A 22,302-nucleotide genomic window follows, 5' to 3' on the forward strand; every position below is an offset into this window, starting at 1 on the left:
GTGGTAAGCCACATTCAACATTTGATCAATGGCCCAGAATAGATTTACCGCTGTAGGCCGGGTTTGACGTAACTGGTCCGCCACAAATTCCAACTGCGCCACAAATTCTCTTAATTCCGTCGTTTGAATTCTCCTAGCGCCCAAATACATACCATACGCCGCCGCTACCCCAATGGCCGGTGCCCCCCGCACTACCATGGATTTGATGGCATGGCCCATGGCCTCATAATCGGCGATCGCCACTTCCTTGTATTCCAAAGGTAAACGGGTCTGGTCAATGAGAATTACCTGATCATCTCGCCACTGTACTGGATAAACATCGACAAAATTAGTAGATTGGGTCATGTTCAAAGTAACTTCTTAGCAGAGCAATAAATAGAAAATTGTTTCCCTTGCTAATCTTAGCTTCTCACCTTGCTCAACCATGGACATCTTTAATAATTGGCGAATTATTGCCAAGGGTTGGTATATTGTTTGTCCTAGTCAGACCTTACGGCACGGCCAAGCTAAATCCATAACCCTTTGTGGGCAAAAAATTGTCCTATTTCGGGGCCAAGATGGAAAAGTACGGGCTTTACACGCCTACTGTCCCCACCTCGGCACAGACCTAGGTTTAGGTCAGGTGGAAGGCAACTGGATCCGCTGTAACTTTCATCGTTGGGCCTTTGATGAAACGGGTAAATGTCGCCATATTCCCTGCCAGTCAACAATTCCCTCCAAAGCAAAGTTAGCATCCTATGCCACCGCTGAAAAATATGGCTTTATTTGGGTTTTTCCAGAGGCCATTGCCCCCAATGATTTACCAGAATTTGACGAGCTTCAGGGCAAAAAACTGATCATCCAAGCGGATAAAGCCTTTGAAAGAAAGTGTCACCATCATATTTGCATGATGAATGGTATTGATGCCCAACATCTGAAGACAGTCCATCATCTTGATATCAAAATGGATTTATCCCTGCGGCAAAATGAATCAGGAACTCAAATTGATTTCACCATGAAAGGCAATGTGCCAAACACTACTTTTAGAGAAAGTTTAATACACTATTTTTTGGGAGAAACCTATGAATATTCCATGCGCTATGACAATGGTTGCATCGGTTTGTTGACTATTATGAAAAATGTCCGTTTTTTCCCTCCTCTACACATGATCTATGCTTACACCCCTCTGCCCAGTTTACAGGCTGATGGTGTTAATACCGAGTTGAGTAAAATCCGAATTCAACCTATTTACGTTACCGCAAAACGCCCTGGTATTATGGGTTATTTGGTCAGTCACTTTCTCTTGTTTTGTACAAGATTAGCTTACTATTTTCTGCGCCATGAAGATGGTTTAATTTATGACAATATTAAATTTAAGCCAAATATTTTATTGAGTGTTGATAAACCACTAACCCACTATATTAATTATGTGAACCACCTAGAGCCTTCAGCTTGGTCAAGGCAAAGAAAAACTGGATAGTTTCCCATTTTAATAATATTTTTGCCTCTAATTTAACTATATTTAAATTTTGATTGAATTGCTCCCACCATTTGCTGGGTAAAAAATTGTGGAGCAGCATTTCCCACCAATATCCCCTGCATTTCCCCTAGAAGATGGCATCAATAATTTTTCGCACGGCCGTCTTTTTCGGGTAACCGAAACCATGGGATCATGAGTCCAATTAGGAAAAACCCCCTGAACCCCAATAACTAAGCAGGAACGGACATAAATTTTATGGAGCTAAGCGGGCTCGAACCGCTGACCCCTTGCATGCCATGCAAGTGCTCTACCAACTGAGCTATAGCCCCGAGTCACAGTATTTCATTGTGCTGAAAGTGGTGCCCATTGTCAAGCTTTTTGCCAAGATTATTGTTGCGCCCCTCTCTCCAGTCAGGGTCAACGGCGATCGCCAGGGCGATTTTTACTCTCCCGGTTGGGACTAGTCACCATAGATAATCCCGATGCCCAAACCATGTAAAATACAGGGTGATTGTTAAGTTTTTTTAACAGAAAAAGCAAACGGAGGTTGCCATGGAACGCACATTTATCATGATCAAGCCCGATGGGGTACAACGGCAATTAATTGGGGAAATTGTCGGCCGTTTTGAGAAAAAAGGCTTCAAATTAGTCGCCATGAAGGTGATGACTGTTTCCCAGGAATTAGCAGAAAAACATTACGAAGCTCTCAACGATAAACCATTCTTTTCTGGTTTAGTGAAATTTATTTGTTCTTCCCCTGTGGTAGCCATGGTGTGGGAAGGCGATTCTGTGGTTTCCACTTCCCGCCAAATGATTGGGGCCACGGATCCCCATGCCGCCGCCCCTGGCACGATCCGCGGAGACTATGGAGTTTCCGTCGGGCGCAACATCATCCACGGTTCCGATGCCATTGAAACTGCTAAGCGGGAAATTGCCCTCTGGTTCAAGGAAGAAGAAGTGAATGAATGGCACGCCACCCTCAACCCTTGGCTATACGAGTAGATTATTCCCGTAGCTTTTTGCTTAACCGCCATGGCGATGGAAGTGCAACTGTTGTGGGCCAAAATTCCCTTCGTTGGTCGCTGGGCTGTCCACTATTGGTATGTGGTCGGCGATCGCCATGGTCAAAGCTTAGAAAATTTACAAAGATGGGAGGTGTGGCAACGGCGAGAGTTGAAGTCCCCTAGTTGGGGTCATCTCCACCAAAACTTGTTGACTCCCTATGGTGGGGTGGGTAACGGCCCCAGTTTTTTGGCCCAGCACTGGTCTGGTGCCCTTGGCGATCGCCTGGGGGAAATTATTCTTAATAGCCCCCAACTTTATCCCCACTGCTACAGCTATCGTTACTGGCCTGGCCCCAATAGCAACACCTATGCCCACTGGGTGCTAGAAAGAGCGGAAATTAATTTTGATCTAGGCTGGCGGGGGGTAGGCCGGGGCTATGGCCAATCTATCTTTTCTCGGTTTTCCCATGGACATCGCCAGTTGGAACGTTAACTCTATTCGCAGTCGCCAACAACATATCCTTGATTGGTTGGGCACAAACACCGTTGATGTGCTTTGCTTGCAGGAAACTAAGGTGGTGGATGAAGATTTTCCCCGGCAACCGTTTGAAGCGGCGGGCTATCATTGCTTCATCTCTGGGCAGAAGTCCTATAATGGCGTGGCCATTTTTAGCCGTGAACCATTGCAGGATGTGAAAATTGGCTTTGCGCCCCTGCTAGGGTCAGAAGTAACGGGGGATTTGGATGAACAAAAACGGGTCATAAGTGGTGTTTACATGGGTGTAAGAATTGTTAATCTCTACGTTCCCAATGGTTCCGCCCCGGACAGTGAAAAATATTCGTATAAACTGCGTTGGTTAAAAACGCTGAAAACCTATCTCCATAACCTGAGCAAGAGCGATACACCGGAATTTTTAGTCTGTGGGGATTTCAACATTGCCCTAGAGGATCGAGACATTCATGATCCTAAAGGACGAGAAAATCACATCATGGCCACCCCTGTTGAACGACAGGCCATAAAAGATGTGTTGGCGATCGCCGATTTGCAGGATGCTTTTCGCAAATTTACCGAAGAAACGGGCCATTACAGTTGGTGGGATTATCGCACTAGGGGCTTTAGTCGCAACCGGGGTTGGCGCATTGACCACCATTACCTGACCCCAAAACTTTACGCCCAAGCCCAACGGTGTTGGATTGACCAAGAACCCAGGGGCTGGGAAAAACCCAGTGACCATGCTCCGGTGGTGGTGACCATCAAGGATTAGCTAGCTTGAAGATGAAGATCCTTTCGCTTTACGGGGGGCCACGGGGGGACTATTTTCATTGATATACCAACTTAAAACTCCCCCGGCGATCGCCGCCGCGGCCAAAAATAACAACACCGGGGTGAGACCAAATAAGCTTTCCGCCACCCCCGCCAGAGCCAAGGGCAAAGACAGGGCGATATTGTTGGCATTATTTTCCAAGCCAAATACTTTGCCGTGAAATTCCGGGTCCGTTTCCACCTGCATCAACGTTTGCATCGGCACCCCCACCATGGCAGCGAAAAAACCCATGATGGTGATGGTGACAAAAGTCAGCACTAAACTATGGTCAAACAAGGCCAATCCTGCTAGACAAACCCCCATACCCAGGGAGCCCCAGAGGGCCAATTCCGTGGGGGAAAACCGTTGCCCTATGTAGCCAATGCTCAGGGCCCCGATCGCCATGCCCAAACCACCAAAAGCTAGCAAAAAGCCGAATTGGGAAGCCTTCAACCCGGGCAGATGGGCGGCCATACTCACCGCTAACACGGATAGGGCGGCAAAAATGGAAAATAAAATTAACAACTGAATCAGGGCGTTGCGCACCCGATGATTTTCCTGGAGATAACGGATGCCATCCTGAATATCACTCAGTACATGGGGGTGAACCAAATCGGGATCGGCCTGTTTTTCCCCCGTTTTCAGCATTAGCAAGACAATGCCCGCCACCAAGTAACAACTCGCCACTACCAGCACTGGTCCCACATCTCCAGCCTGGGGAAAAAGACTATCCGCCAAGGTAAGCAGGGGTTCCCCAATGGCAAAACCAATGATCAACACCCCCATCATGGTCAGGGTGGTGAGGGAATTGGCCGCCAATAGATTCCGCCGTCGCACCACCAAGGGCGTGGCCGATTGCTCCGCTGGGGCAAAGAACTGGGTCAGGGTGGACACCGCAAAGGTAACCGCCAACAAAATCGCAAAACCCAATGGCAAAGCAAAGTACTGGTGTTCCTCTGTCTGCCAACGACGCAGAAAACTAGGTAACCATCCCACCGGCAAATTGATATCATGGCGATCGCCAACCCAGAGGAGGAAAGGCAACAGCAAAATTAAAAGGCCCCGACAAAAATTGCTAATCACCAACACCTGTTTTTTTTGCCAACGGTCAACGTAAACCCCCGCCAGGGAACCAAATAGCACCGCTGGAATGGTATTGGCGATCATAATGGCCGACACCCAACCGCTGATGGACTGATTTTCAGCCTGGTAATGGTTGGCGATCAGGGCAATCATCAAAACTAGATAAAACTTATCGGCCAACTGGGAAAAGATTTGACCAACCCAGAGGAACAAAAAACGGGAATTTCTTAAAACCGGGCCAAAGCCTTGATTTGCACTTAGCAACTTAGATTCCATGCACAGGGGGTGGGAAAAAATACTCAATCAACTCGTTGGCCGCAAGATTATCTGCAAGCTCCAACGGCTGACCATTCCATTCTCCCAAACTGCGACCGAATTATCTAACCTTCCCCAGAGGACTATTGGCAAAGCCTATTTTTGCTAGTTCAAAATATCTAAAATTATCTTTGCTCTTATTCTCTCCTGTTATTTATCTCTATCTTGATTATTACAAATTAATCTTTAGTGTATTTACAAAATTTATGTTTTATAACTCTCAATTTTTTGAGTCTTATTTCCCATTATGACGATGATTATAAACAAAGTTTGTTAGATCTCCGATAGTACAAGCAACAACAGAATTATTATAAAAAGAATTTGAACTTCCAATGGCAACAAAATCACTTGAACTAGAAGAACCAGAACAATTTAAAAAATTAGGAACCATTAATAGATTATTTGGAATTTCAAGATCAAACTCTTCCTCTAGAATCATAATGATTTCAATCAAATCAAGCTCATCCGCACCCAAGTCATGGGAAAGATGACTATTCCAGTCTACTTGCTCTGGCTCAATCTCTAGTTGTTCGACAATTATCTTTTGTATATCAGAAAATATCGCAACTTTGTCTTGATCATCTTGATATAAATTTGAAGTCCCTGGAGTGGAATAATATGAGCTAAAAGTTTGAATTTTTTCTATGTTAGCTTTTGTTTTAATGGGCAAGGTGAATATATCGGTTAATAGATAAGGATTTTCATTGATAAAAGTTGCAAAAATTGCCTTTGCTTCTGGATGCCAACCATTATGATTGAGTCGGGGGATTGGAAAAGGTGCCTTCTTTACTTCATAAGAAATAGGTTGGTTGCTGGCAATAAGTCGGGCGGCATGCTCACAATTCCAGCCCAAAATACCATAATCCCAATCTCTAAAACACATGACAAAATAACAAAGTCTATCTACTACCTCCTTTGGAGTGTATTCTTGTACGTCAGGAACTATAAAAAAAGAATCTCGATTTTTTTCAAAAATATTGAAACCTGCTGTATCAAATATTAATTCATTAGTTAATGCAATTCCATAGTGCCATGAAATTCCCTCTTGCCAATTAACTAAGCACCCAAAACATTCAGATCGAGTATCAATACATTGATAAATTTGAATGATTCGTTCTTGGGCTTGTTCGATTGTTAGAGCCATAGATTTGATTCTTGGAATTTTTTCATGGGGTTAACCCAATGTTCTCAGTAATGATCTGGCCCCGTTTGGGAACGATGCCGCTAATCTTTACCAAGACTCTTCCCCTTGGGCATTCCCCCAATCAACTTCGGCGTGTTGGTTTTCCGGTTGGGCCCCATCGAGTAACTTTGCCAGGCTATATTTTGGTCGGGCTAAAGACAGAATAACTTGTTCGTCTTTCGCCGTAATGGCAACCTGTTCCCCTTCTTTCCAGCCAAATTGCTGGACAATGGATTGAGGAAGTCGAATGCCTAGGGAATTTCCCCATTTGGTGATTCTTTGTGTGATCATTTTGGCGATCGCCCTGCACGACGTTTATACATTTAATATACGTGAATACACGTTACGGCGGCAGGGACAGGTACTCCGAAATGCTAACAACAGGAGTTAGTCAGCGAAAATATATTTCCTCAGATCCTCCGGGTTGGGTTCGGGGCTAGACTCGGCAAAGGTTAACGCATCATCAATCACCCCTTGAATGCGTTTTTGAATTTCCTTCAACTCTTCATTGCTGGCCAACTCGTGTTCCGTTATGAAGGCGGCAAATTTTTTAATGGGGTCCCGGGCGGCCCAAAATTGTTTTTCTTCCGCAGACCGAAGTTCATCGGGATCTGCTAAGGAGTGCCCACGGAAACGATAGGTCAACGCTTCGATCAACGTCGGCCCTTCCCCTGCCCTGGCCCTAGCCACCGCTTCCGTTGCCACCTTATGGACTGCCACCACATCCATGCCGTCCACTTCTACTCCAGCCATATTGAACACACTGGCTTTTTTGTAAATTTCCGGTTGGGAAGTGGCCCGCTCATGGGCCATGCCGATCGCCCATTTATTGTTTTCCACCACAAACAGAATGGGTAATTTCCAGAGGGCAGCCATGTTTAAGCATTCAAAAAATTGGCCGTTATTGCTGGTGCCGTCCCCAAAAAAGCAGGCCGTGACTTGGTCGTAACTGTCATCTTTTAAAACTTGCCGGCGGTACTTGGTTTGGAAAGCCGCCCCCAGGGCCACGGGAATCCCTTCCCCAATAAACGCAAATCCCCCCAGCAGATTATGGGCCGAGGAAAATAGGTGCATAGAACCACCCCGCCCCCGACTGCAACCGGTTTCTTTGCCGAACAGTTCCGCCATTACTTCCCTCGCTGGGACCCCGGCACTAAGGGCATGGACATGGTCTCGGTAGGTGCTGCAAACATAGTCCTCATCCTGGCGCATGGCCTTGATGATGCCGGAAGACACCGCTTCCTGGCCGTTGTAGAGGTGGACAAAACCAAACATTTTGCCCCGGTAATACATTTCAGCGCATTTATCCTCGAAGAAGCGACCCAGGACCATGTCTTCGTAAAGGACTAGGGCCGTTTCTCGGTCCAGGGAAATTTCTGCGGTGTTCAATTCAGGCAAAATGCGTTCTGAAACCATAGTACAATTTGCAGTAGGTGGAATGGAGGGCAGGTTTACACCCCATGGTAGATTCTAAGCGAAGTCGGTCAGCCCCATCTAGTCGGGGTAGGATAGAACACAATCTGATCACTCTAGTCTTTGAGCATTGTGACCATTCCATTGGTAATCGGTAGTTCCCATGTCTAGTTCCCGCGGCCCCTACAAGAGTCGTCTTTTTACCAATCTCAATCGCCAATCCCAACGGTTGCGCGATCGCCTGGGGGAAACGGTGCGTCATCTGCGGGTGGCGGCGGAATGGGGCGTCCAGGCTTTAATGTATCCCTTTTACTGGCTGCTACATCCAGAAAAGTGGTTGGGGCCAGTGTTAGGGGGTGAAGAGGGTCAGAATCAAAGGGCTTTACCTCCCGGAAAAGATGGAGACAGGGTTAATTCCGAGGATAGGGGAGCTTTGGCGATCGCCGCTGACCAACCCATTGCAACGGTACTTACTTCCCTGCAAGCTTGGTTTGACCATGTTGAGGTGAACCAAACAAATCAGGGTTTAGTTTTAGCTCAAGATTTCTCCGTTTTAATTAATGATCAATCCCTTGGGGAAGATAACCTTTCCGTTCATAACCAAGACCTAGCTTTACCCGCCCAGCCAGAAAAGCCGGCTTTACCCCCCAGCAATAATCCGTCCCCACTAGCTAAATTTGGTGAACAGGTAAAAAATATTTTTCGCTCTGGTAACGATGCCATTGTCATTCAAGGTTTAGCTTCCCGTTGTGGCGATCGCCGTTTAGTGCTGACCACCAAAGACAATTTAACTCTGGATGTGTTTTCCCCGGAGCAACAGCAACAATTGCAACAACAAATCCGGCGGGAGTTGGCCCAATGGCATTATCAACGTCGTCGGCAATGGGCTTTGCAGGCCAAACAATGGCGGGGTATTCCTCTAATTACCGGCGCTGATAGCAATGGTCAAGGAGAACAGAGGGTAAAGGTACTTGCCCCCCTGGATTGGCTCTGGCAGGGCATTTACCGTTGGCAAACCAGACCCGCTTTACCTTCATCTACTGCCATTGTTCCAACTAATACCGTCCAGGCTAATGTAGCAGGCATTAAAGATTGGCTGGGGCAAACAAATCGCCATCTCAAAAATTTAGGACAACAACCAGTCATTGAAGCCACCGTAGTTAAATCCCAACAACTGTCCCAGCAAATTGTGGAGGTGTTGCCCCCCACAGTGCAACATCTAGGACAAGATTTACAGCACCGGGTACAACAAACCCTGGAGCAATTATTCAATCCCGATCGCCATCCCGCCAGTGCCCCAGACCCGTTTGAGTTGAAAGTGATTCTCCAAGCGGCGATCGCCTACTTTTTTGGTCCCCAGGGCAGTAGTTCAGCCCCATCCCTGGGAAGAGAAGAGGGAAATAACGCTGCCTTGCCAGGGGAACCGCCAAGTCCTTGGTTAGCTTGGGAAGAATTGTTTGCCGATTTACCCATGCCCGCCATGGTTACGCCCCTATTGGGTCAAGGCAGTGGCTCATCCGCTGGAGCCCATACCGTTGAGCAATGGACAGAAGACACCATTGAAAACCACCACAATCTTGCTTTGTCGGTGCCCGGTAATCATTCCCAGGCGATCGCCCCTAGCCGCCGTCGCAGTAAACGCCCTGGCCGGCAAAAATCTGCCTTAGTCAATTCCGTTTCCCCTGGTGCTCCTGGGATGGTGGTGCAAGATCCCTGGCTGGAGGAGGATTGGGGTTTAGATGAAAAAGTTTTGTCTGATCAAGGGGAGATTAAACTAAAAGGAAAATTGCTTCACTCCAGCGGGCAAATGGCCAACCAGCGGCGATCGCCCCAGGATTTGGAAACTGCCTTTGATTGGATTGAAACCCAGGCCCAGAGTTTGGGTTATGACAAACACGTTTTGGTTTGGTGCTTGGAATGGCTTGACCGCCTAGTGTACGGCCTAGAACAATTACTAGAAAAAATCTGGCAATGGCTCCGGCAAAAATTCGGCCAGGGAACGGGGAAAGCTGACATTTTGCCCCCTTCTCCTTAAGGTGGCGGCGAAGGAAGCCTTCATTCCTCTGAGCAAACCTTTGGGCAACTCAGGAAAGAGGAGGTCCGGAAAAATCAAACACCTCCGCTTCGGCTAGGGGAAGACCCCGTTGATCCTTGGGAGATAACAGGGGCGGAGTAGGTAAGGGCCAGTCAATGCCGATGGCCTGGTCATTCCACAGTAAGGTGCGATCATAGGTCGGCGCATAGTAATCCGTGGCCTTATACAGCACTTCTGCCTCTGGGGAAAGGACGGCGAAACCGTGGGCAAAACCGGCGGGAATCCATAGCTGTCTTTTATTGTGGTCATTGAGAATATAACCCACCCACTGGCCAAAACTGGGAGAATTGCGGCGCAGATCCACTGCCACGTCAAAAATTTCTCCCCGGGCAGCCCGCACTAGTTTTCCCTGGGGATGCTGGATTTGGTAATGTAACCCCCGCAGTACTCCCTGGCGAGAAAAGGAATGGTTATCCTGCACGAAATGGGGGTCTATGCCCACGGCCTGCTGGAAAACTTTATCGTTGTAACTCTCAAAGAAAAAACCCCGTTCATCGCCAAAGACTTTGGGTTCTAAAACGAACACATCGGCGATCGCCGTGGGAATCACGTTCACAGATCAAATTCCTCTTTAGGGTTACGACACCCGAAAAAATACCATTAATCGGTCAGCTGAGGAAAATCTGGAAATCTTAAACCGCCAAAAATTTCTGAATTACCTCCCGACTCAAGGTTTGGGTTTCCCCGGAAGCCACAATGCCTCCCTTTTGCATGGCATAGTAAAGACCGGCGCTGATCAAGCCCTTGATTATTACTGCAAACCCAATACAAAAATTATCGCTTGTCTTATCTTTTGTAAGGTCTCACTTGATAATTCACCCAATTTCCGATCTAGTCTTGTCCTTGGAATAGATCCTAAGCCCTGAATGTTCGCAAAGGAGTCTTGTTTCAGAAAGCTTAGTTTTGGTAAAGAAACTTCATACTGACTGTGTCGATATTGGGTGGTTAGTGGAACATAGATAATTAAAGCTCGTGGAGGATTTGTGTCATAACGAGATACCACAACAACAGGACGAGTCTTTGCGGCTATGCCTAAGTCAACAAGCCAAACGTCACCAGGTTTAGGACTCATCGAGTAAATCTAATACCTCTTGTTCGATTGCTCGGGAGCGAAGAATATCTAGGGCATCTTGATCAGCTAGTTCAATTATTTCTCTGATTTTCTCTCGAACTTGGGTGGCTATGTCTGGTTGCCATTTTTGTAGTTTAATTTCCAATATTTCTGTTAGAGAATCCATAATTGTCTGCACCATTCACTGCTTTCTCAGCTTAGCACCGGAATTAAAGTGATCTGTGTCATTTCCCCTCCCCAAAATAGGTTGGAAAATACAATCAAACAGCCAAGAATTTTTGGATAACCTCCTGACTCAAGGTTTGGGTTTCCCCGGAAGCTACAATGCCTCCCTTTTGCATGGCATAGTAACGATCAGCCTGGCGGACAAAGTGTAAATGCTGTTCCACCAAAAGAACGGAAATGCCTGTGGCTGCAATAATCCGTTTCACCGCCGCTTCAATTTCCAGAATGATGGATGGTTGAATGCCCTCCGTCGGTTCATCCAATAGCAATAGTTTGGGCTGACCCATCAAGGCCCTGGCGATCGCCAATTGTTGTTGCTGACCACCACTCAAGTCCCCACCCCAGCGGGAAAGCATGGTTTTGAGCACAGGAAAAAGCTCGAAAATTTCGTCGGGAATGCCTTTTTGTCGTTGACTTTTATCCGCACAGGCTTCCAATCCCAGCAGTAAATTCTCCTGCACTGTCAAGCGGGGAATAATTTCCCGGCCCTGGGGCACATAACCAATGCCTAAACGGGCCCGTTTATCCGTCGGCACAGAATTCAACTGGCGATCGCCATAAACCACATAACCACTGCGGGGGGAAAGCAGTCCCATAATGGTTTTAAGTAGAGTGGTTTTACCAACCCCGTTGCGTCCGATCAAACACACCATCTGCCCCGGAGCGATGGACATGTCCACATTACGTAAAATATGACTTTCTCCGTAATACACATTCAGGTCGGAAATTTGTAGCATGGGGACGATCCAATTAGCCAAGAATGGGGGAAAGGATAACATAGCTACCCAGAATGTTCAAACGTCCCGTCAACCTTTGTTAATTATTCCCTCCCATGGGCTGGAACCAGGACAATGGGGTGTGACTAAAGGTCAAGGTGAGTAAAAGCTTTGGCCCCCTGGCCAGTATAGGTGGCGGCAATCTGACCATGGCCCCACAGTTGATATTTATAGGTGACTAAACCCTCCAAACCCACCGGGCCCCGGGGAGGCATTTTCTGGGTGCTGATGCCCACCTCCGCCCCAAATCCGTAGCGGAAACCGTCGGCAAAACGGGTACTACAATTGTGGTAAACCCCGGCGGCGTCTACCCGCTGACAAAACTGTTCTGCTACGGCCAAATCTTCGCTGATAATGCCATCGGTGTGCTTAGAACCGTACTGGTTAATGTGATCGATCGCCGCTTCGAGGGAATCCACAATTTTGATGGAGAGGATTAGATCACTATACTCAGTGCGCCAATCCACTTCGGTGGCAGGTTCACAATCAATTAGTTTTTGCGTTTCACCATCTCCCCGTAGACTAACTCCTTTTTCCTTTAGGGCCTGGGCCAAAGGCGGTAAAAATTCAGCGGCGATCGCCTGGTGGACCAAAAGGGTTTCAATGGCATTGCAGGCAGCGGGATATTGGGTTTTTGCGTCCACTGTTACGGCAATGGCCTTCGCCAAATCAGCCTGGGCATCCAGATAAAGGTGACAAATGCCATCGGCGTGGCCTAACACAGGAATTTGGGTATTTTGTTGAATATATTGGACAAACTCGTTGGAACCCCGGGGAATAATCAAATCCACATACTGGTTTAGGGCCAACAGGCCCCGAATTTCTTCCCTGGTGGTGAGCAAGTTAACCGCCTCTGGTTTGACTGCAGTCTTAGCCAAAGCGGTTTGAATAACTTCGGTTAAAACTTGGCAGGAACGGGTGGCTTCCCGACCTCCTTTGAGAATGACTGCGTTGCCGGATTTAATGGCCAAACTACTGATTTGGATCAGGGCCTCCGGGCGCGCCTCAAAAATCACCCCCAACACCCCCAGGGGACAACCAACCCGTTTTAACACCAAACCCTCATCCAATTGTCGATGGAGGGTAACTTGGCCCAACGGATCGGGTAAATGCTCCACATCTTTCACCCCGGCAATGGTGCTTTTGAGCTTACTTTCCCCCAACAGCAGGCGGTTATAAAGGGGTTTAGCAATGCCCATGGCTTCCGCCGCGGCACAATCTTCCTGGTTGGCAGCCAAAATTTCTGGCATGGCGGCCGTTAGACCATCAGCTATGGCGGCGATCGCCTGATTCCGTTCGGCGGTGCTGAGGGTGCCCAAATAGAGGGCCGCTTGGCGGGCATTGTGAGCCAGGGTAGGGAGGGCAGAAACGCTAGGGGAAATAACCATGGGTTAGACGTTAACGATGCAGTTACTTTAGTTATTTTTCAGGACGGGGCAACCGTGGGGAGCTAAAAGCAAAGCCCAGAAGAAAATATTCACGGCTTTAACCGGGGCAATGGCCTTAATGATCCAGAGCCGATCGCCCTTGACGACCCAGACGAAAAACCAGGAAAGAGAGGAAATAAATCACATAGGCCACTAGGCCAATAATGCCCAAAAAGCCAAGGAAACCAGTGTTGGAATTGGCGTGGAACCAAGCCTTGTAATGTAGGGGCGGCTGGAGCCAAACCTGACAGAAACTTTCCGCTCCACCAATGCCATTCAGCCCACAGGAAAGGAAAGGAATATTTACCAAGATGGCAAAGCAGGAAAAAATAGTGATGCCCCAACGCCAAGTGGTGGTGGCCAATTTCAAAGGGGAAGGGGGTAAATCCTTGATTTCGTCATTGAGGTCCACCCAAAACCACAAACTAACCGGAATTAGACAACGGGCAGCAAAACCAGTGAAGAAAGCCAAGGACCAGCCGGGAATCAGGAGATAGACCGTTACCATCAACAGGCTGGCCACCCGCCAATAGATGATTAGCAAACGATTGATGGCATCTACCCGTTTAAAGGCTGACCAAATGACCAGCACCAGGGGGATAAACACAGAAACGATGACCGCCAAGCGATAGTCCAACCAGATTAACCGCAACCAAATGCCGTCTACTTCCATAACACCATCGAAAAATTTGACAAAACTAAGGGGCAACGCCTACTAAAATGTGAACCCCCAGCTTTGCTAGGCTACCAAATTTTCAGACATTAATCTTCATTCATTCAATCTGGGAAAAATTTCCGCACCTAGCGACTCGTAACCCAAAGAAAAAACACCGTAAGGCATTTAGATGTGGTTTATTCAGTCGGTAGTTGCAGCGTCGGGGTAAAAATCTGGATCCAATAATTCCGCCACTGAAAACGGGCAATTTTCAGGAAAAATCTGGGCTGCTAACCCTGTTTTGTCGATGGCTCGTCTTCTTGCTTTGAGATACATCAAATCAATGCGGGTGAGAAAAAAACTGTAAAGAGTTTTTGACTCTAACAAGTTCTCCAATTCATCTCTGAAGTTACCGATTTCACCACGCCAGCCCCGACCGGAATTTTCCCGTTCTGTTGTCCAATAGCGATAGAGGAGTAGATGAATTAGCAACTGTCGCAGATAGCTATCAACTTTATGGCGTAGCTGAATGCCCAAACCTTCGATTTCCTCTACTAAATTATCCCAGTCTATTTGCTCAACTTGGCGTAATTTAAGCTGATCCAAGGTCGTTTCTAACCAAAGGAGATAATCTTCTTCATAGAGGCTTTTGGCTACGGCGGTTAAAGACATTGCTCTACCTTTTTACTGTATTCAGAAATAAGTTAAATAAACTGGTTCGTTGATTGAGCCCATCCTATTTAACTTAACAAATTAGCCCAAATAATCCTGCAATGCCTTCACATCAAGGGGGTGGTCTTGCAGACTGCGGAGGGCGGCCACGGTGGCTTTTCCGCCGGCGATCGTGGTGATAATGGGCAACTTATAATCCAGTGCGGCCCGGCGAATGGTGCGGCCATCTAACTGGGATTCCTCACCGCTGGGGGTGTTGATAATAAATTGGATTTGGCCGTTTTTAATCCAGTCGATGACGTGGGGGCGACCTTCATGGAGTTTGAGCACCACTTCTACCCCTTCAATGCCATGCTGTTGCAAAACTTTTTGGGTACCGGCCGTGGCCACCACTTTAAAGCCTAGATCCATTAAGTCTTTAACCACGGGCACAGCCGCCTCTTTGGTGCGATCGCTCATGGACACAAATACCGTTCCGGTGGTAGCTAAAATTACCCCCGCTCCCAACTCGGCCTTAGCAAAGGCTTTGCCAAAGTCGCTGTCAATACCCATCACTTCCCCGGTGGAACGCATTTCTGGCCCCAACAAAGTGTCTGCCCCAGGGAATTTACTGAAGGGGAGCACCGCTTCCTTAACGGCTACGTGCTGGGGAATAAATTCCTCCGTTACCCCCAGTTCTTCTAGGGTTTTGCCAGACATCACCAGCGAAGCAATTTTAGCCAGGGGACGGCCGGTGGCTTTACTTACATAGGGCACAGTGCGAGATGCCCGGGGATTAGCTTCCAGGATATAAACCTGTTCCCCTTGCACAGCGTATTGAATGTTCATCAAACCCACCACTTTTAAAGCTCTTGCCAATTGTTCGGTCCACTGGCGAATGGTGGCTAGTACCCCCTCGGAAAGGCTGGTGTAGGGAATGGAACAGGCGGAGTCCCCGGAGTGGATACCAGCTTCTTCAATGTGCTCCATGATGCTGCCAATGACCACTTTGCCGGTTTTGTCGGTGAGGGAGTCCACGTCCACTTCGATGGCATTTTCTAAAAATTTGTCAATCAAAATGGGATGATCCGGCTCAATTTGCACCGCATAGGTCATGTACCGTTCCAATTCTTCGTCGGAATAGACAATTTCCATGGCTCGTCCCCCTAGCACATAGGAGGGCCGCACTACGACGGGATAACTAATGCGGTTGGCCACTACTCTGGACTCTTCGTAATCTCGGGCAATGCCGTTGGGTGGTTGGTTGATATTCAACTCGTGGAGAATTTTTTCAAAACGCTCCCGGTCTTCGGCCGTATCGATGGAGTCGGGGGAAGTGCCCCAGATTTTGGTCTGCACTGGGCAATCGGGGCTATGGAGATATTGCTGGAGGGGCACCGCCAGTTTGAGGGGAGTTTGGCCGCCAAATTGGATAATGATACCCGCCGGATTTTCTGCTTCGATGATATTTAAAACATCTTCCTTGGTGAGCGGTTCAAAATAGAGGCGATCGCTCGTGTCGTAGTCGGTGGAAACGGTTTCAGGGTTGGAGTTGACCATGATGGTTTCGTAGCCCGCATCACTAAGGGAAAAGGCGGCGTGGCAACAGCAGTAGTCAAATTCAATCCCTTGGCCAATGCGGTTGGGGCCACCACCAAGGATCATTACTTTGGGCTTGTCGGAGGGCAGCACTTCGCATTCCTCCGGTTCGTAGGTGGAATAGTAGTAGGGAGTAAAGGCTTCAAATTCCGCCGCACAGGTGTCCACCACCTTATACACAGGGGTAATGCCCAGGGATTTACGGTAGGCCCGCACTTCGTCTTCGGTGGTTTTGGTGGCAAAGGCTATCTGGCGATCGCCAAAGCCCTGTTGTTTGATGTAGCGCAGATCGGCAGTGGTGAGGTCTTTTAAACCCCGTTGTTTCATATATTTTTCCGTTTTGACCAAGTCCTCCAATTTGTCCAGGAACCAGAGGTCGATCGCCGTTAGCTCATGGATTTCCTCCACGGTCATACCCAGGTTCAAGGCATGGTGCAAAGAAAAGACCCGATCTGGGTTGGGAGTCCGCAACTGGGAACGGAGATGGGAAAGGGTGGGTAAAGTCTCATGGCGATCGCAACCAAAGCCAAATCGTCCTGTTTCCAAGGAACGTAATGCCTTTTGGAAGGATTCTTGAAAGGTACGTCCGATCGCCATCGCTTCCCCAACGGATTTCATTTGGGTGGTGAGAATCGGTTCGGAGCCGGGGAATTTTTCAAAGGCAAAACGGGGAATTTTGGTAACAACGTAATCAATGGTGGGTTCAAAGGAAGCCGGGGTCTTCTTGGTGATGTCGTTGGAAATTTCGTTGAGGGTGTAGCCCACCGCCAACTTAGCCGCAAATTTGGCAATGGGAAACCCAGTAGCCTTGGAAGCCAGGGCTGAAGAGCGGGACACCCGGGGATTCATTTCAATCACAATCACGTCCCCATTGGCTGGGTTAACGGAAAACTGAATATTCGATCCCCCCGTTTCCACGCCAATTTCCCGAATGATGGCAATGGAATAGTCCCGCAGTCGTTGATACTCCTTATCAGTTAAAGTCTGGGCTGGAGCCACGGTGATCGAGTCCCCCGTGTGGACCCCCATGGGATCAAAGTTTTCAATGGAACAGATGATGACCACGTTATCGGCCAAATCCCGCATCACCTCCAGCTCGTATTCCTTCCAACCCAGCAGGGATTTTTCCACCAAAATTTGGGACATGGGGGATTGGTCCAGGCCAAACTGGGCCATTTCTTCATACTCTTCCTGGTTGTAGGCAATGCCCCCCCCGGTGCCTCCTAGGGTGAAAGCGGGGCGAATAATTAAGGGGTAGGAACCAATTTCTGCGGCGATGCGCCGGGCATCATCCATGTTGTTGACAATGCCAGAGGGACAGACCGGCACCCCAATGCGGGCCATGGCCTGTTTGAATAAATCCCGGTCCTCCGCCATTTCGATCGCCGGCAACTTAGCACCGATTAATTCCACCCCATATTTTTCCAACACCCCGGATTTGGAAAGGGAGACGGCTAAATTCAACGCCGTTTGTCCCCCCATGGTCGGTAACACCGCATCCGGTCTTTCCTTGGCAATAATTTTTTCCACAATCTCCGGGATCAGCGGCTCAATGTAGGTGCGGTGGGCTAATTCCGGGTCAGTCATAATCGACGCCGGGTTGGAGTTGACCAACACCACCTCATAGCCTTCTTCCTTTAACGCCTTACATGCTTGGGTGCCCGAATAGTCAAATTCGCAAGCTTGACCAATAACAATGGGGCCAGCCCCCAAAATCATAATTTTGTTTAAGTCGTTGCGGCGTGGCATAGGTAAAACTGTCCGAGACGTGATGGGGATTTCGATCCCAATCATTGTATAGGCTTTATCGGCGATCGGAACCCGCTCCCATATCCGGATTTATTGACCAAAAATCCCGGCCTTGACCCTATTTAAGCGACCCCACCATCCAACCAATGCCGCAGGCGATCGCCACCAGGCAAGAAGTCTTAAAAGCATTAACAGTGGCCGGTTGTACCTGGGCATCTTCCCTTTCTTCCGTCGTTTTGGCCCGACTAAAGCGGCGTTTTTGCAGCCCAAAGTAAACCAACTGAGAAATAATGGACAGGGCTAAAGGGATAAAAACCAAGCGACTGGCTAAAACCAACCCCATTCCCGTAGTCAGGGTGAAAAGACCGCCCAACAATAGGAAATAACTCAGTAACCGGTCCTGTTTCTCCATGGCGATCGCCTCCAGGGCGCGATCTAGGGATAAAGATTCCCTGGCCGCCTGTAGGGTCAAAAAACCACCAAAAATCCAAAACGCACCGAAAAGCCGCAAACAGGACCGCAGCCCAATCACCCAAAAAACTTCCATTACTACTCACACTTAACCCTTAATCAATTCCACTGTGTCTCGGCCATCTGGGTCCTGTAGATATACTTTTACCTGTTCCTCCGCCGCTGTGGGCAGGGTTTTACCAACAAAATCGGGATGGATGGGCAACTCCCGATGGCCCCGGTCCACCAACGTCAACAAACGAATCACCTGGGGACGACCATATTCTGTCACCGCATTGAGGGCCGCCCGGATAGTGCGACCTTTATAAATCACGTCATCCACCAACACCACCCTTTTGCCCGTTAAACTGAGGGGAATCTTTGTTTTGGCGGGAGTACGGGTTTTAATCCGTTTTAAATCGTCCCGGTAAAGGGTAACATCGATCGCCCCGACGGGGACCTTAACCTGCTCCAACATTTCAATTTGCTGAGCTAACTGATGGGCGAGGGGAACGCCCCTGGTGTAGATACCCAGTAACACTAACTCCGACAGGTCACCATTTTTCTCAATTACTTGGGAAGCCAAACGGGTCAGGGTACGCCGGATTTCCTCCGGGGAAAGAATCTCAATGATCTGTGTCGCCATGGACCATCACCTACACCAATGTAAAAAAGTCATCCTGCCATTGACACTGTAACAGGGCAAAGTCATCAATGTTGACCCCCCGGGCGGTGGGGGCATGGTATGATTTGGGAGACTCATTGTTACATTTCTTAATGAAATCCTAATCTTTTTGCTACTGCTCCCAGGGATCCGCCTCCAGAGACGTGCCTAGTCCGGCTCTGATTACGACCCATCGACGGTGCGGAGGTCTTTTACGGATACAATTTTAGAGACTGCATCATTCGATACAATCAAGGCGCTTGGGGCATTAGGGCTAACAAATACACCCATAACCTCCAATTTATTGTGACCATTGCTTCTTCCCATCCCATCAATAACGGCATGAACACCGGCAAATTAGTGAATCAAGTTTCCTCCTTACCTGACCGTAATACCCACAATGGGCAAGAGGTGAAATACCACACCGAAAATGTTGAGTTGAATAAAGAAAAAATGATGGATGCCGTGCGCATCATGCTGGAGTCGGTGGGAGAAGATCCGGAACGGGAAGGCCTGCTAAAAACCCCCAAGCGGGTGGCGGAAGCAATGCAGTTTTTGACCCAAGGCTATGACCAATCCTTAGAAAAATTGGTTAATGGCGCTATTTTTGACGAAGGCCATAATGAAATGGTTTTGGTTCGGGACATTGACTTTTTCAGTTTGTGTGAACACCACATGTTGCCTTTTATGGGTAAGGCTCACCTGGCCTATATTCCCAATCAAAAAGTAGTGGGTCTCAGCAAGTTAGCTCGCATTGTGGAAATGTTTTCCCGTCGTTTGCAGGTGCAGGAGCGCCTCACCAGGCAGATCGCCGAGGCGGTACAGGAAATTCTCGATCCCCGGGGGGTAGCGGTGGTGATGGAAGCAACCCACATGTGTATGGTGATGCGTGGTGTTCAAAAACCAGGTTCCTGGACAGTTACCAGTGCCATGATCGGTTCTTTCCAAGATGAGCAAAAAACCCGGGAAGAGTTTTTAAATTTGATTCGTCATCAACCCAATTTCTATTAATTTTTCCAGGGAGGAAGCCCCACTAAATTTGGTCAGATATTGCCGGATTTTTAGTGGGGGGAGTGGGACATACAATTTAAGACTGCTAAAGCATTCCCTAGCTGAATAAAAACACTTAAATTTGCTCCAATTAATCCAATCTGGTCTATCCCCTAGGCAGTTTTTGGGCATGGCAGGGCGGCATTGACGTTAACTTGTTGACAGGATTATTCCATGGCAGCTGAAATTATCTGCGTTGGCACCGAATTATTGCTAGGGGAAATCCTCAATAGCAACAGTCAATACCTGGCCCAGGAATTGGCCCGCCTTGGCATTCCCCACTATTTCCAAACGGTGGTAGGGGATAACCCAGAGCGCATCAAACAGGCGATCGCCATTGCTCAGAAACGAGCTCAAATTCTCATTTTCACTGGGGGCTTGGGGCCGACCCCGGACGATCTAACGACGGAAACTATCGCAGATTTTTTCCAGACGACCTTGCAGGAAAGCGCTGCCGTCATCGCCGACATTGAGGCAAAATTTGCCCAGACGGGGCGACCCATGGCAGCTAATAATCGCAAGCAGGCCTTATTGCCAGTGGGGGCAGAGGTATTGGCCAACGAAACGGGAACGGCCCCTGGCATGATTTGGCATCCCCAACCGGACCTATTAATTTTGACTTTCCCTGGAGTCCCTTCGGAAATGCACCAGATGTGGCAGGAGGTAGCGGTGCCCTACCTCAGAAGTCAGGGCTGGGGACAAACTAGTATTTACAGCCGAGTACTGCGCTTTCGCGGCATTGGGGAATCGTCCCTGGCAGAGAAAGTAACGGATTTTTTCAATTTGACCAATCCCACCGTGGCTCCCTACGCAGGTAAAGGGGAGGTGCGTTTGAGGGTTTCCTCTGCTGCGTCCTCCGAGGCCCTGGCCCGGGAAATTATCGATCCGGTGGTGGATCAAATTAAGGCGATCGCCGGTTTAGATTATTTCGGTGAGGATGAAGACACCATTGCGTCGGTGGTAGGAACCCTATTGCGGCAACGGGGAGAAACGGTGGCGGTGGCAGAATCCTGTACTGGTGGTGGCTTAGGTGCTCTGTTGACCGACCAACCCGGCAGTTCCGACTACTTTTGGGGCGGAGTCATTGCCTACGATAATCAGGTGAAAATTAAACTGCTCGGGGTGGATCCGGAAATTATTGAATATTGTGGAGCCGTCAGTGAGGCTACAGCGGAGGCCATGGCCCTGGGGGTGAAGGAAAGGTTGGGTACCGATTGGGGGATTGGGGTTACTGGCATTGCTGGGCCCGGTGGTGGTACAGAACAAAAACCCGTCGGCACTGTGTACGTTGGCCTAGCGGATCCCGCCGGTCACACTAGTCATATTTTGTTACAATTTGGCGATCGCCGGGGTCGGGAATGGATCAGACATCTCAGCGCTTGCCAGGCTTTGGATTATCTAAGAAGGCGTTTGCAGAGTAGCTGAGTCTGAATTTTCTCCGCCTCTTGCTAAGATCCAAAAGCATTGGTTAAATATTGCTCTAACCGGAGACGATAACCCTGCCAGTAAAAGCTTTGACCCAGTTTTAAATTGGCAGGTAAACGTAGGTCCCTATCCCCCACATCCCCTGATCTGCCCTGGCAAAAAACGATCGCCACGTCAAAGCGACAGTTAAAATCACTCCACTGGGGCTGAGTGGCAAGGAAATGGTTGGCCGTTTGCCAGAGTTTTTCCTGTTTGCGGCCATTAACCGCCAGTAAGCCGCCCTGGTCCCAATTGCCGCTGCTACGGGTTTTTACCTCCACAAAGGCCAGCATCATTGTTGCCGGAAAATGGGCAATCAGATCAACTTCCCCCCACGGCGATCGCCAGCGTTGCTGCAAAATTTTTCCTCCCTGTTGTTCCAGCCAAGCCGCCACCAAACTTTCCCCTGCTTTTCCTAAGTCCACCATCACTGCCTAACTAATTGTGATTGTTCTCTCCGGTGGCTTGTTTATTACGCCTACTTCTTCGACTGAATGGGCCCCGGCAAACCATTGTTGGAGCTAGGAACTTGGCTCTGGGTTTCCGTCTCCGTTGCCCCAGCATCACCATTGGGTTGGGGCGGCACGATAGATGGAGCCTGATTTTGTTGTAGTAACATCTCTCCCTTCGTTTTTGGCAAAGAGGGTTGGCTAGGGCTGGGGGC

23 protein-coding genes, 1 tRNA gene and 3 pseudogenes are annotated in these 22,302 nt (G+C 48.6%); 8 read left to right on the plus strand and 19 right to left on the minus strand.

Annotated elements, in window-relative coordinates:
• Nucleotides 1–345: pseudogene (locus IQ219_RS03430) on the minus strand (S-methyl-5-thioribose-1-phosphate isomerase); the annotation flags it as partial.
• A 79-nt stretch (nt 346–424) separates the two neighbouring features.
• Between IQ219_RS03430 and IQ219_RS03435 the strand changes: the two are divergent.
• Nucleotides 425–1,459, plus strand: coding sequence for an aromatic ring-hydroxylating dioxygenase subunit alpha (locus IQ219_RS03435; RefSeq protein WP_194071717.1), 1,035 nt, complete (start codon nt 425–427; stop codon nt 1,457–1,459).
• A 256-nt stretch (nt 1,460–1,715) separates the two neighbouring features.
• Here the strand turns inward: IQ219_RS03435 and IQ219_RS03440 are convergent.
• Nucleotides 1,716–1,788: transfer RNA gene (locus IQ219_RS03440), tRNA-Ala, on the minus strand.
• On the opposite strand from IQ219_RS03440, the gene IQ219_RS03445 reads away from it, so the two are divergent.
• The 4 genes from IQ219_RS03445 (at nt 1,756) to xth (ending at nt 3,728) form a co-directional block, all read left to right on the plus strand.
• Entirely contained in the window at nt 1,756–1,923 is a 168-nt protein-coding gene (locus IQ219_RS03445; RefSeq protein ID WP_194071718.1) for a hypothetical protein, read from the plus strand. The two genes, IQ219_RS03440 and IQ219_RS03445, sit on opposite strands and share 33 nt — an antisense overlap.
• An 88-nt stretch (nt 1,924–2,011) precedes the next feature.
• Entirely contained in the window at nt 2,012–2,461 is a 450-nt protein-coding gene (ndk, locus tag IQ219_RS03450) for a nucleoside-diphosphate kinase (RefSeq protein WP_190596940.1), read from the plus strand.
• Nucleotides 2,462–2,491: 30 nt separating this feature from the next.
• A complete protein-coding gene (locus tag IQ219_RS03455; RefSeq protein WP_194071719.1) occupies nt 2,492–2,956 on the plus strand; it encodes a DUF3750 domain-containing protein in 465 nt (154 codons plus the stop codon).
• Nucleotides 2,931–3,728, plus strand: a complete 798-nt coding sequence (gene xth, locus IQ219_RS03460) for an exodeoxyribonuclease III (RefSeq protein ID WP_194071734.1) — start codon at nt 2,931–2,933, stop codon at nt 3,726–3,728. The genes IQ219_RS03455 and xth overlap by 26 nt, the downstream gene beginning before the upstream one ends.
• On the opposite strand, the gene IQ219_RS03465 is transcribed toward xth, so the two are convergent.
• The 4 genes from IQ219_RS03465 to pdhA all read right to left on the minus strand — a co-directional run bounded on the left by IQ219_RS03465 (nt 3,729) and on the right by pdhA (nt 7,764).
• Nucleotides 3,729–5,126 carry an MFS transporter gene (locus IQ219_RS03465; RefSeq protein WP_194071720.1) on the minus strand — a complete coding sequence of 466 codons (1,398 nt, stop codon included), beginning with the start codon at nt 5,124–5,126 and terminating at the stop codon, nt 3,729–3,731.
• A gap of 274 nt (nt 5,127–5,400) precedes the next feature.
• On the minus strand, nt 5,401–6,309 hold the full coding sequence (locus tag IQ219_RS19970) for a phosphopantetheine-binding protein (protein WP_228016689.1): 909 nt from the start codon (nt 6,307–6,309) through the stop codon (nt 5,401–5,403).
• Between the two features lie 87 nt (nt 6,310–6,396).
• The gene (locus tag IQ219_RS03480) at nt 6,397–6,639 is read right to left on the minus strand and encodes an AbrB/MazE/SpoVT family DNA-binding domain-containing protein (protein WP_194071721.1); all 243 of its coding nucleotides are present in this window, start codon (nt 6,637–6,639) and stop codon (nt 6,397–6,399) included.
• A gap of 96 nt (nt 6,640–6,735) precedes the next feature.
• Nucleotides 6,736–7,764, minus strand: coding sequence for a pyruvate dehydrogenase (acetyl-transferring) E1 component subunit alpha (gene pdhA, locus IQ219_RS03485; protein WP_190596953.1), 1,029 nt, complete (start codon nt 7,762–7,764; stop codon nt 6,736–6,738).
• 160 nt (nt 7,765–7,924) lie between these two features.
• Between pdhA and IQ219_RS03490 the strand changes: the two genes are divergently transcribed.
• Complete coding sequence (locus tag IQ219_RS03490; protein ID WP_194071722.1) at nt 7,925–9,796, plus strand: hypothetical protein; 1,872 nt, start codon at nt 7,925–7,927, stop codon at nt 9,794–9,796.
• A gap of 49 nt (nt 9,797–9,845) precedes the next feature.
• Here the strand turns inward: IQ219_RS03490 and rfbC are convergent, their stop codons facing one another.
• The 11 genes and pseudogenes from rfbC to pyrR form a co-directional block, all read right to left on the minus strand.
• Nucleotides 9,846–10,412: a dTDP-4-dehydrorhamnose 3,5-epimerase gene (gene rfbC, locus IQ219_RS03495; RefSeq protein WP_194071723.1), complete on the minus strand. Its 567-nt coding sequence runs from the start codon at nt 10,410–10,412 to the stop codon at nt 9,846–9,848.
• Between the two features lie 76 nt (nt 10,413–10,488).
• Nucleotides 10,489–10,578 (minus strand): annotated as a pseudogene (locus tag IQ219_RS03500) (ABC transporter ATP-binding protein); the annotation flags it as partial.
• A 29-nt stretch (nt 10,579–10,607) separates the two neighbouring features.
• Nucleotides 10,608–10,928 carry a type II toxin-antitoxin system PemK/MazF family toxin gene (locus IQ219_RS20480; protein ID WP_194071725.1) on the minus strand — a complete coding sequence of 107 codons (321 nt, stop codon included), beginning with the start codon at nt 10,926–10,928 and terminating at the stop codon, nt 10,608–10,610.
• Nucleotides 10,918–11,094, minus strand: coding sequence for a hypothetical protein (locus IQ219_RS03510; RefSeq protein ID WP_190596961.1), 177 nt, complete (start codon nt 11,092–11,094; stop codon nt 10,918–10,920). The genes IQ219_RS20480 and IQ219_RS03510 overlap by 11 nt, the downstream gene beginning before the upstream one ends.
• 94 nt (nt 11,095–11,188) lie before the next feature.
• Nucleotides 11,189–11,890: an urea ABC transporter ATP-binding subunit UrtE gene (gene urtE, locus IQ219_RS03515; protein WP_020862100.1), complete on the minus strand. Its 702-nt coding sequence runs from the start codon at nt 11,888–11,890 to the stop codon at nt 11,189–11,191.
• Between the two features lie 125 nt (nt 11,891–12,015).
• The gene (gene proA / locus IQ219_RS03520) at nt 12,016–13,317 is read right to left on the minus strand and encodes a glutamate-5-semialdehyde dehydrogenase (protein ID WP_194071726.1); all 1,302 of its coding nucleotides are present in this window, start codon (nt 13,315–13,317) and stop codon (nt 12,016–12,018) included.
• Between the two features lie 115 nt (nt 13,318–13,432).
• Nucleotides 13,433–14,065 carry a DUF3177 family protein gene (locus IQ219_RS03525; protein ID WP_228016690.1) on the minus strand — a complete coding sequence of 211 codons (633 nt, stop codon included), beginning with the start codon at nt 14,063–14,065 and terminating at the stop codon, nt 13,433–13,435.
• Between the two features lie 147 nt (nt 14,066–14,212).
• Nucleotides 14,213–14,683, minus strand: coding sequence for a DUF29 domain-containing protein (locus IQ219_RS03530; RefSeq protein ID WP_194071727.1), 471 nt, complete (start codon nt 14,681–14,683; stop codon nt 14,213–14,215).
• Between the two features lie 81 nt (nt 14,684–14,764).
• Nucleotides 14,765–18,010: a carbamoyl-phosphate synthase large subunit gene (gene carB, locus IQ219_RS03535; RefSeq protein ID WP_194071730.1), complete on the minus strand. Its 3,246-nt coding sequence runs from the start codon at nt 18,008–18,010 to the stop codon at nt 14,765–14,767.
• A 118-nt stretch (nt 18,011–18,128) separates the two neighbouring features.
• The gene (locus IQ219_RS03540; protein WP_194071731.1) at nt 18,129–18,557 is read right to left on the minus strand and encodes a hypothetical protein; all 429 of its coding nucleotides are present in this window, start codon (nt 18,555–18,557) and stop codon (nt 18,129–18,131) included.
• Between the two features lie 12 nt (nt 18,558–18,569).
• The gene (gene pyrR / locus IQ219_RS03545; RefSeq protein WP_190596971.1) at nt 18,570–19,106 is read right to left on the minus strand and encodes a bifunctional pyr operon transcriptional regulator/uracil phosphoribosyltransferase PyrR; all 537 of its coding nucleotides are present in this window, start codon (nt 19,104–19,106) and stop codon (nt 18,570–18,572) included.
• Between the two features lie 324 nt (nt 19,107–19,430).
• Between pyrR and folE the strand changes: the two genes are divergently transcribed.
• Together folE and IQ219_RS03555 are read left to right on the plus strand one after the other, a co-directional pair.
• Nucleotides 19,431–20,135, plus strand: a complete 705-nt coding sequence (gene folE / locus IQ219_RS03550) for a GTP cyclohydrolase I FolE (RefSeq protein ID WP_190596973.1) — start codon at nt 19,431–19,433, stop codon at nt 20,133–20,135.
• 213 nt (nt 20,136–20,348) lie between these two features.
• Nucleotides 20,349–21,599, plus strand: a complete 1,251-nt coding sequence (locus IQ219_RS03555; protein ID WP_194071732.1) for a competence/damage-inducible protein A — start codon at nt 20,349–20,351, stop codon at nt 21,597–21,599.
• Between the two features lie 23 nt (nt 21,600–21,622).
• Here the strand turns inward: IQ219_RS03555 and IQ219_RS03560 are convergent, their stop codons facing one another.
• Both IQ219_RS03560 and IQ219_RS03565 read right to left on the minus strand, forming a co-directional pair.
• Nucleotides 21,623–22,066: a YraN family protein gene (locus tag IQ219_RS03560; RefSeq protein ID WP_194071733.1), complete on the minus strand. Its 444-nt coding sequence runs from the start codon at nt 22,064–22,066 to the stop codon at nt 21,623–21,625.
• Nucleotides 22,067–22,116: 50 nt separating this feature from the next.
• Nucleotides 22,117–22,302 (minus strand): annotated as a pseudogene (locus tag IQ219_RS03565) (hypothetical protein); the annotation flags it as partial.

It is taken from the genome of Synechocystis sp. LEGE 06083, assembly GCF_015207725.1.
GTDB classification, from domain to species: Bacteria; Cyanobacteriota; Cyanobacteriia; order Cyanobacteriales; family Microcystaceae; genus Synechocystis; species Synechocystis salina.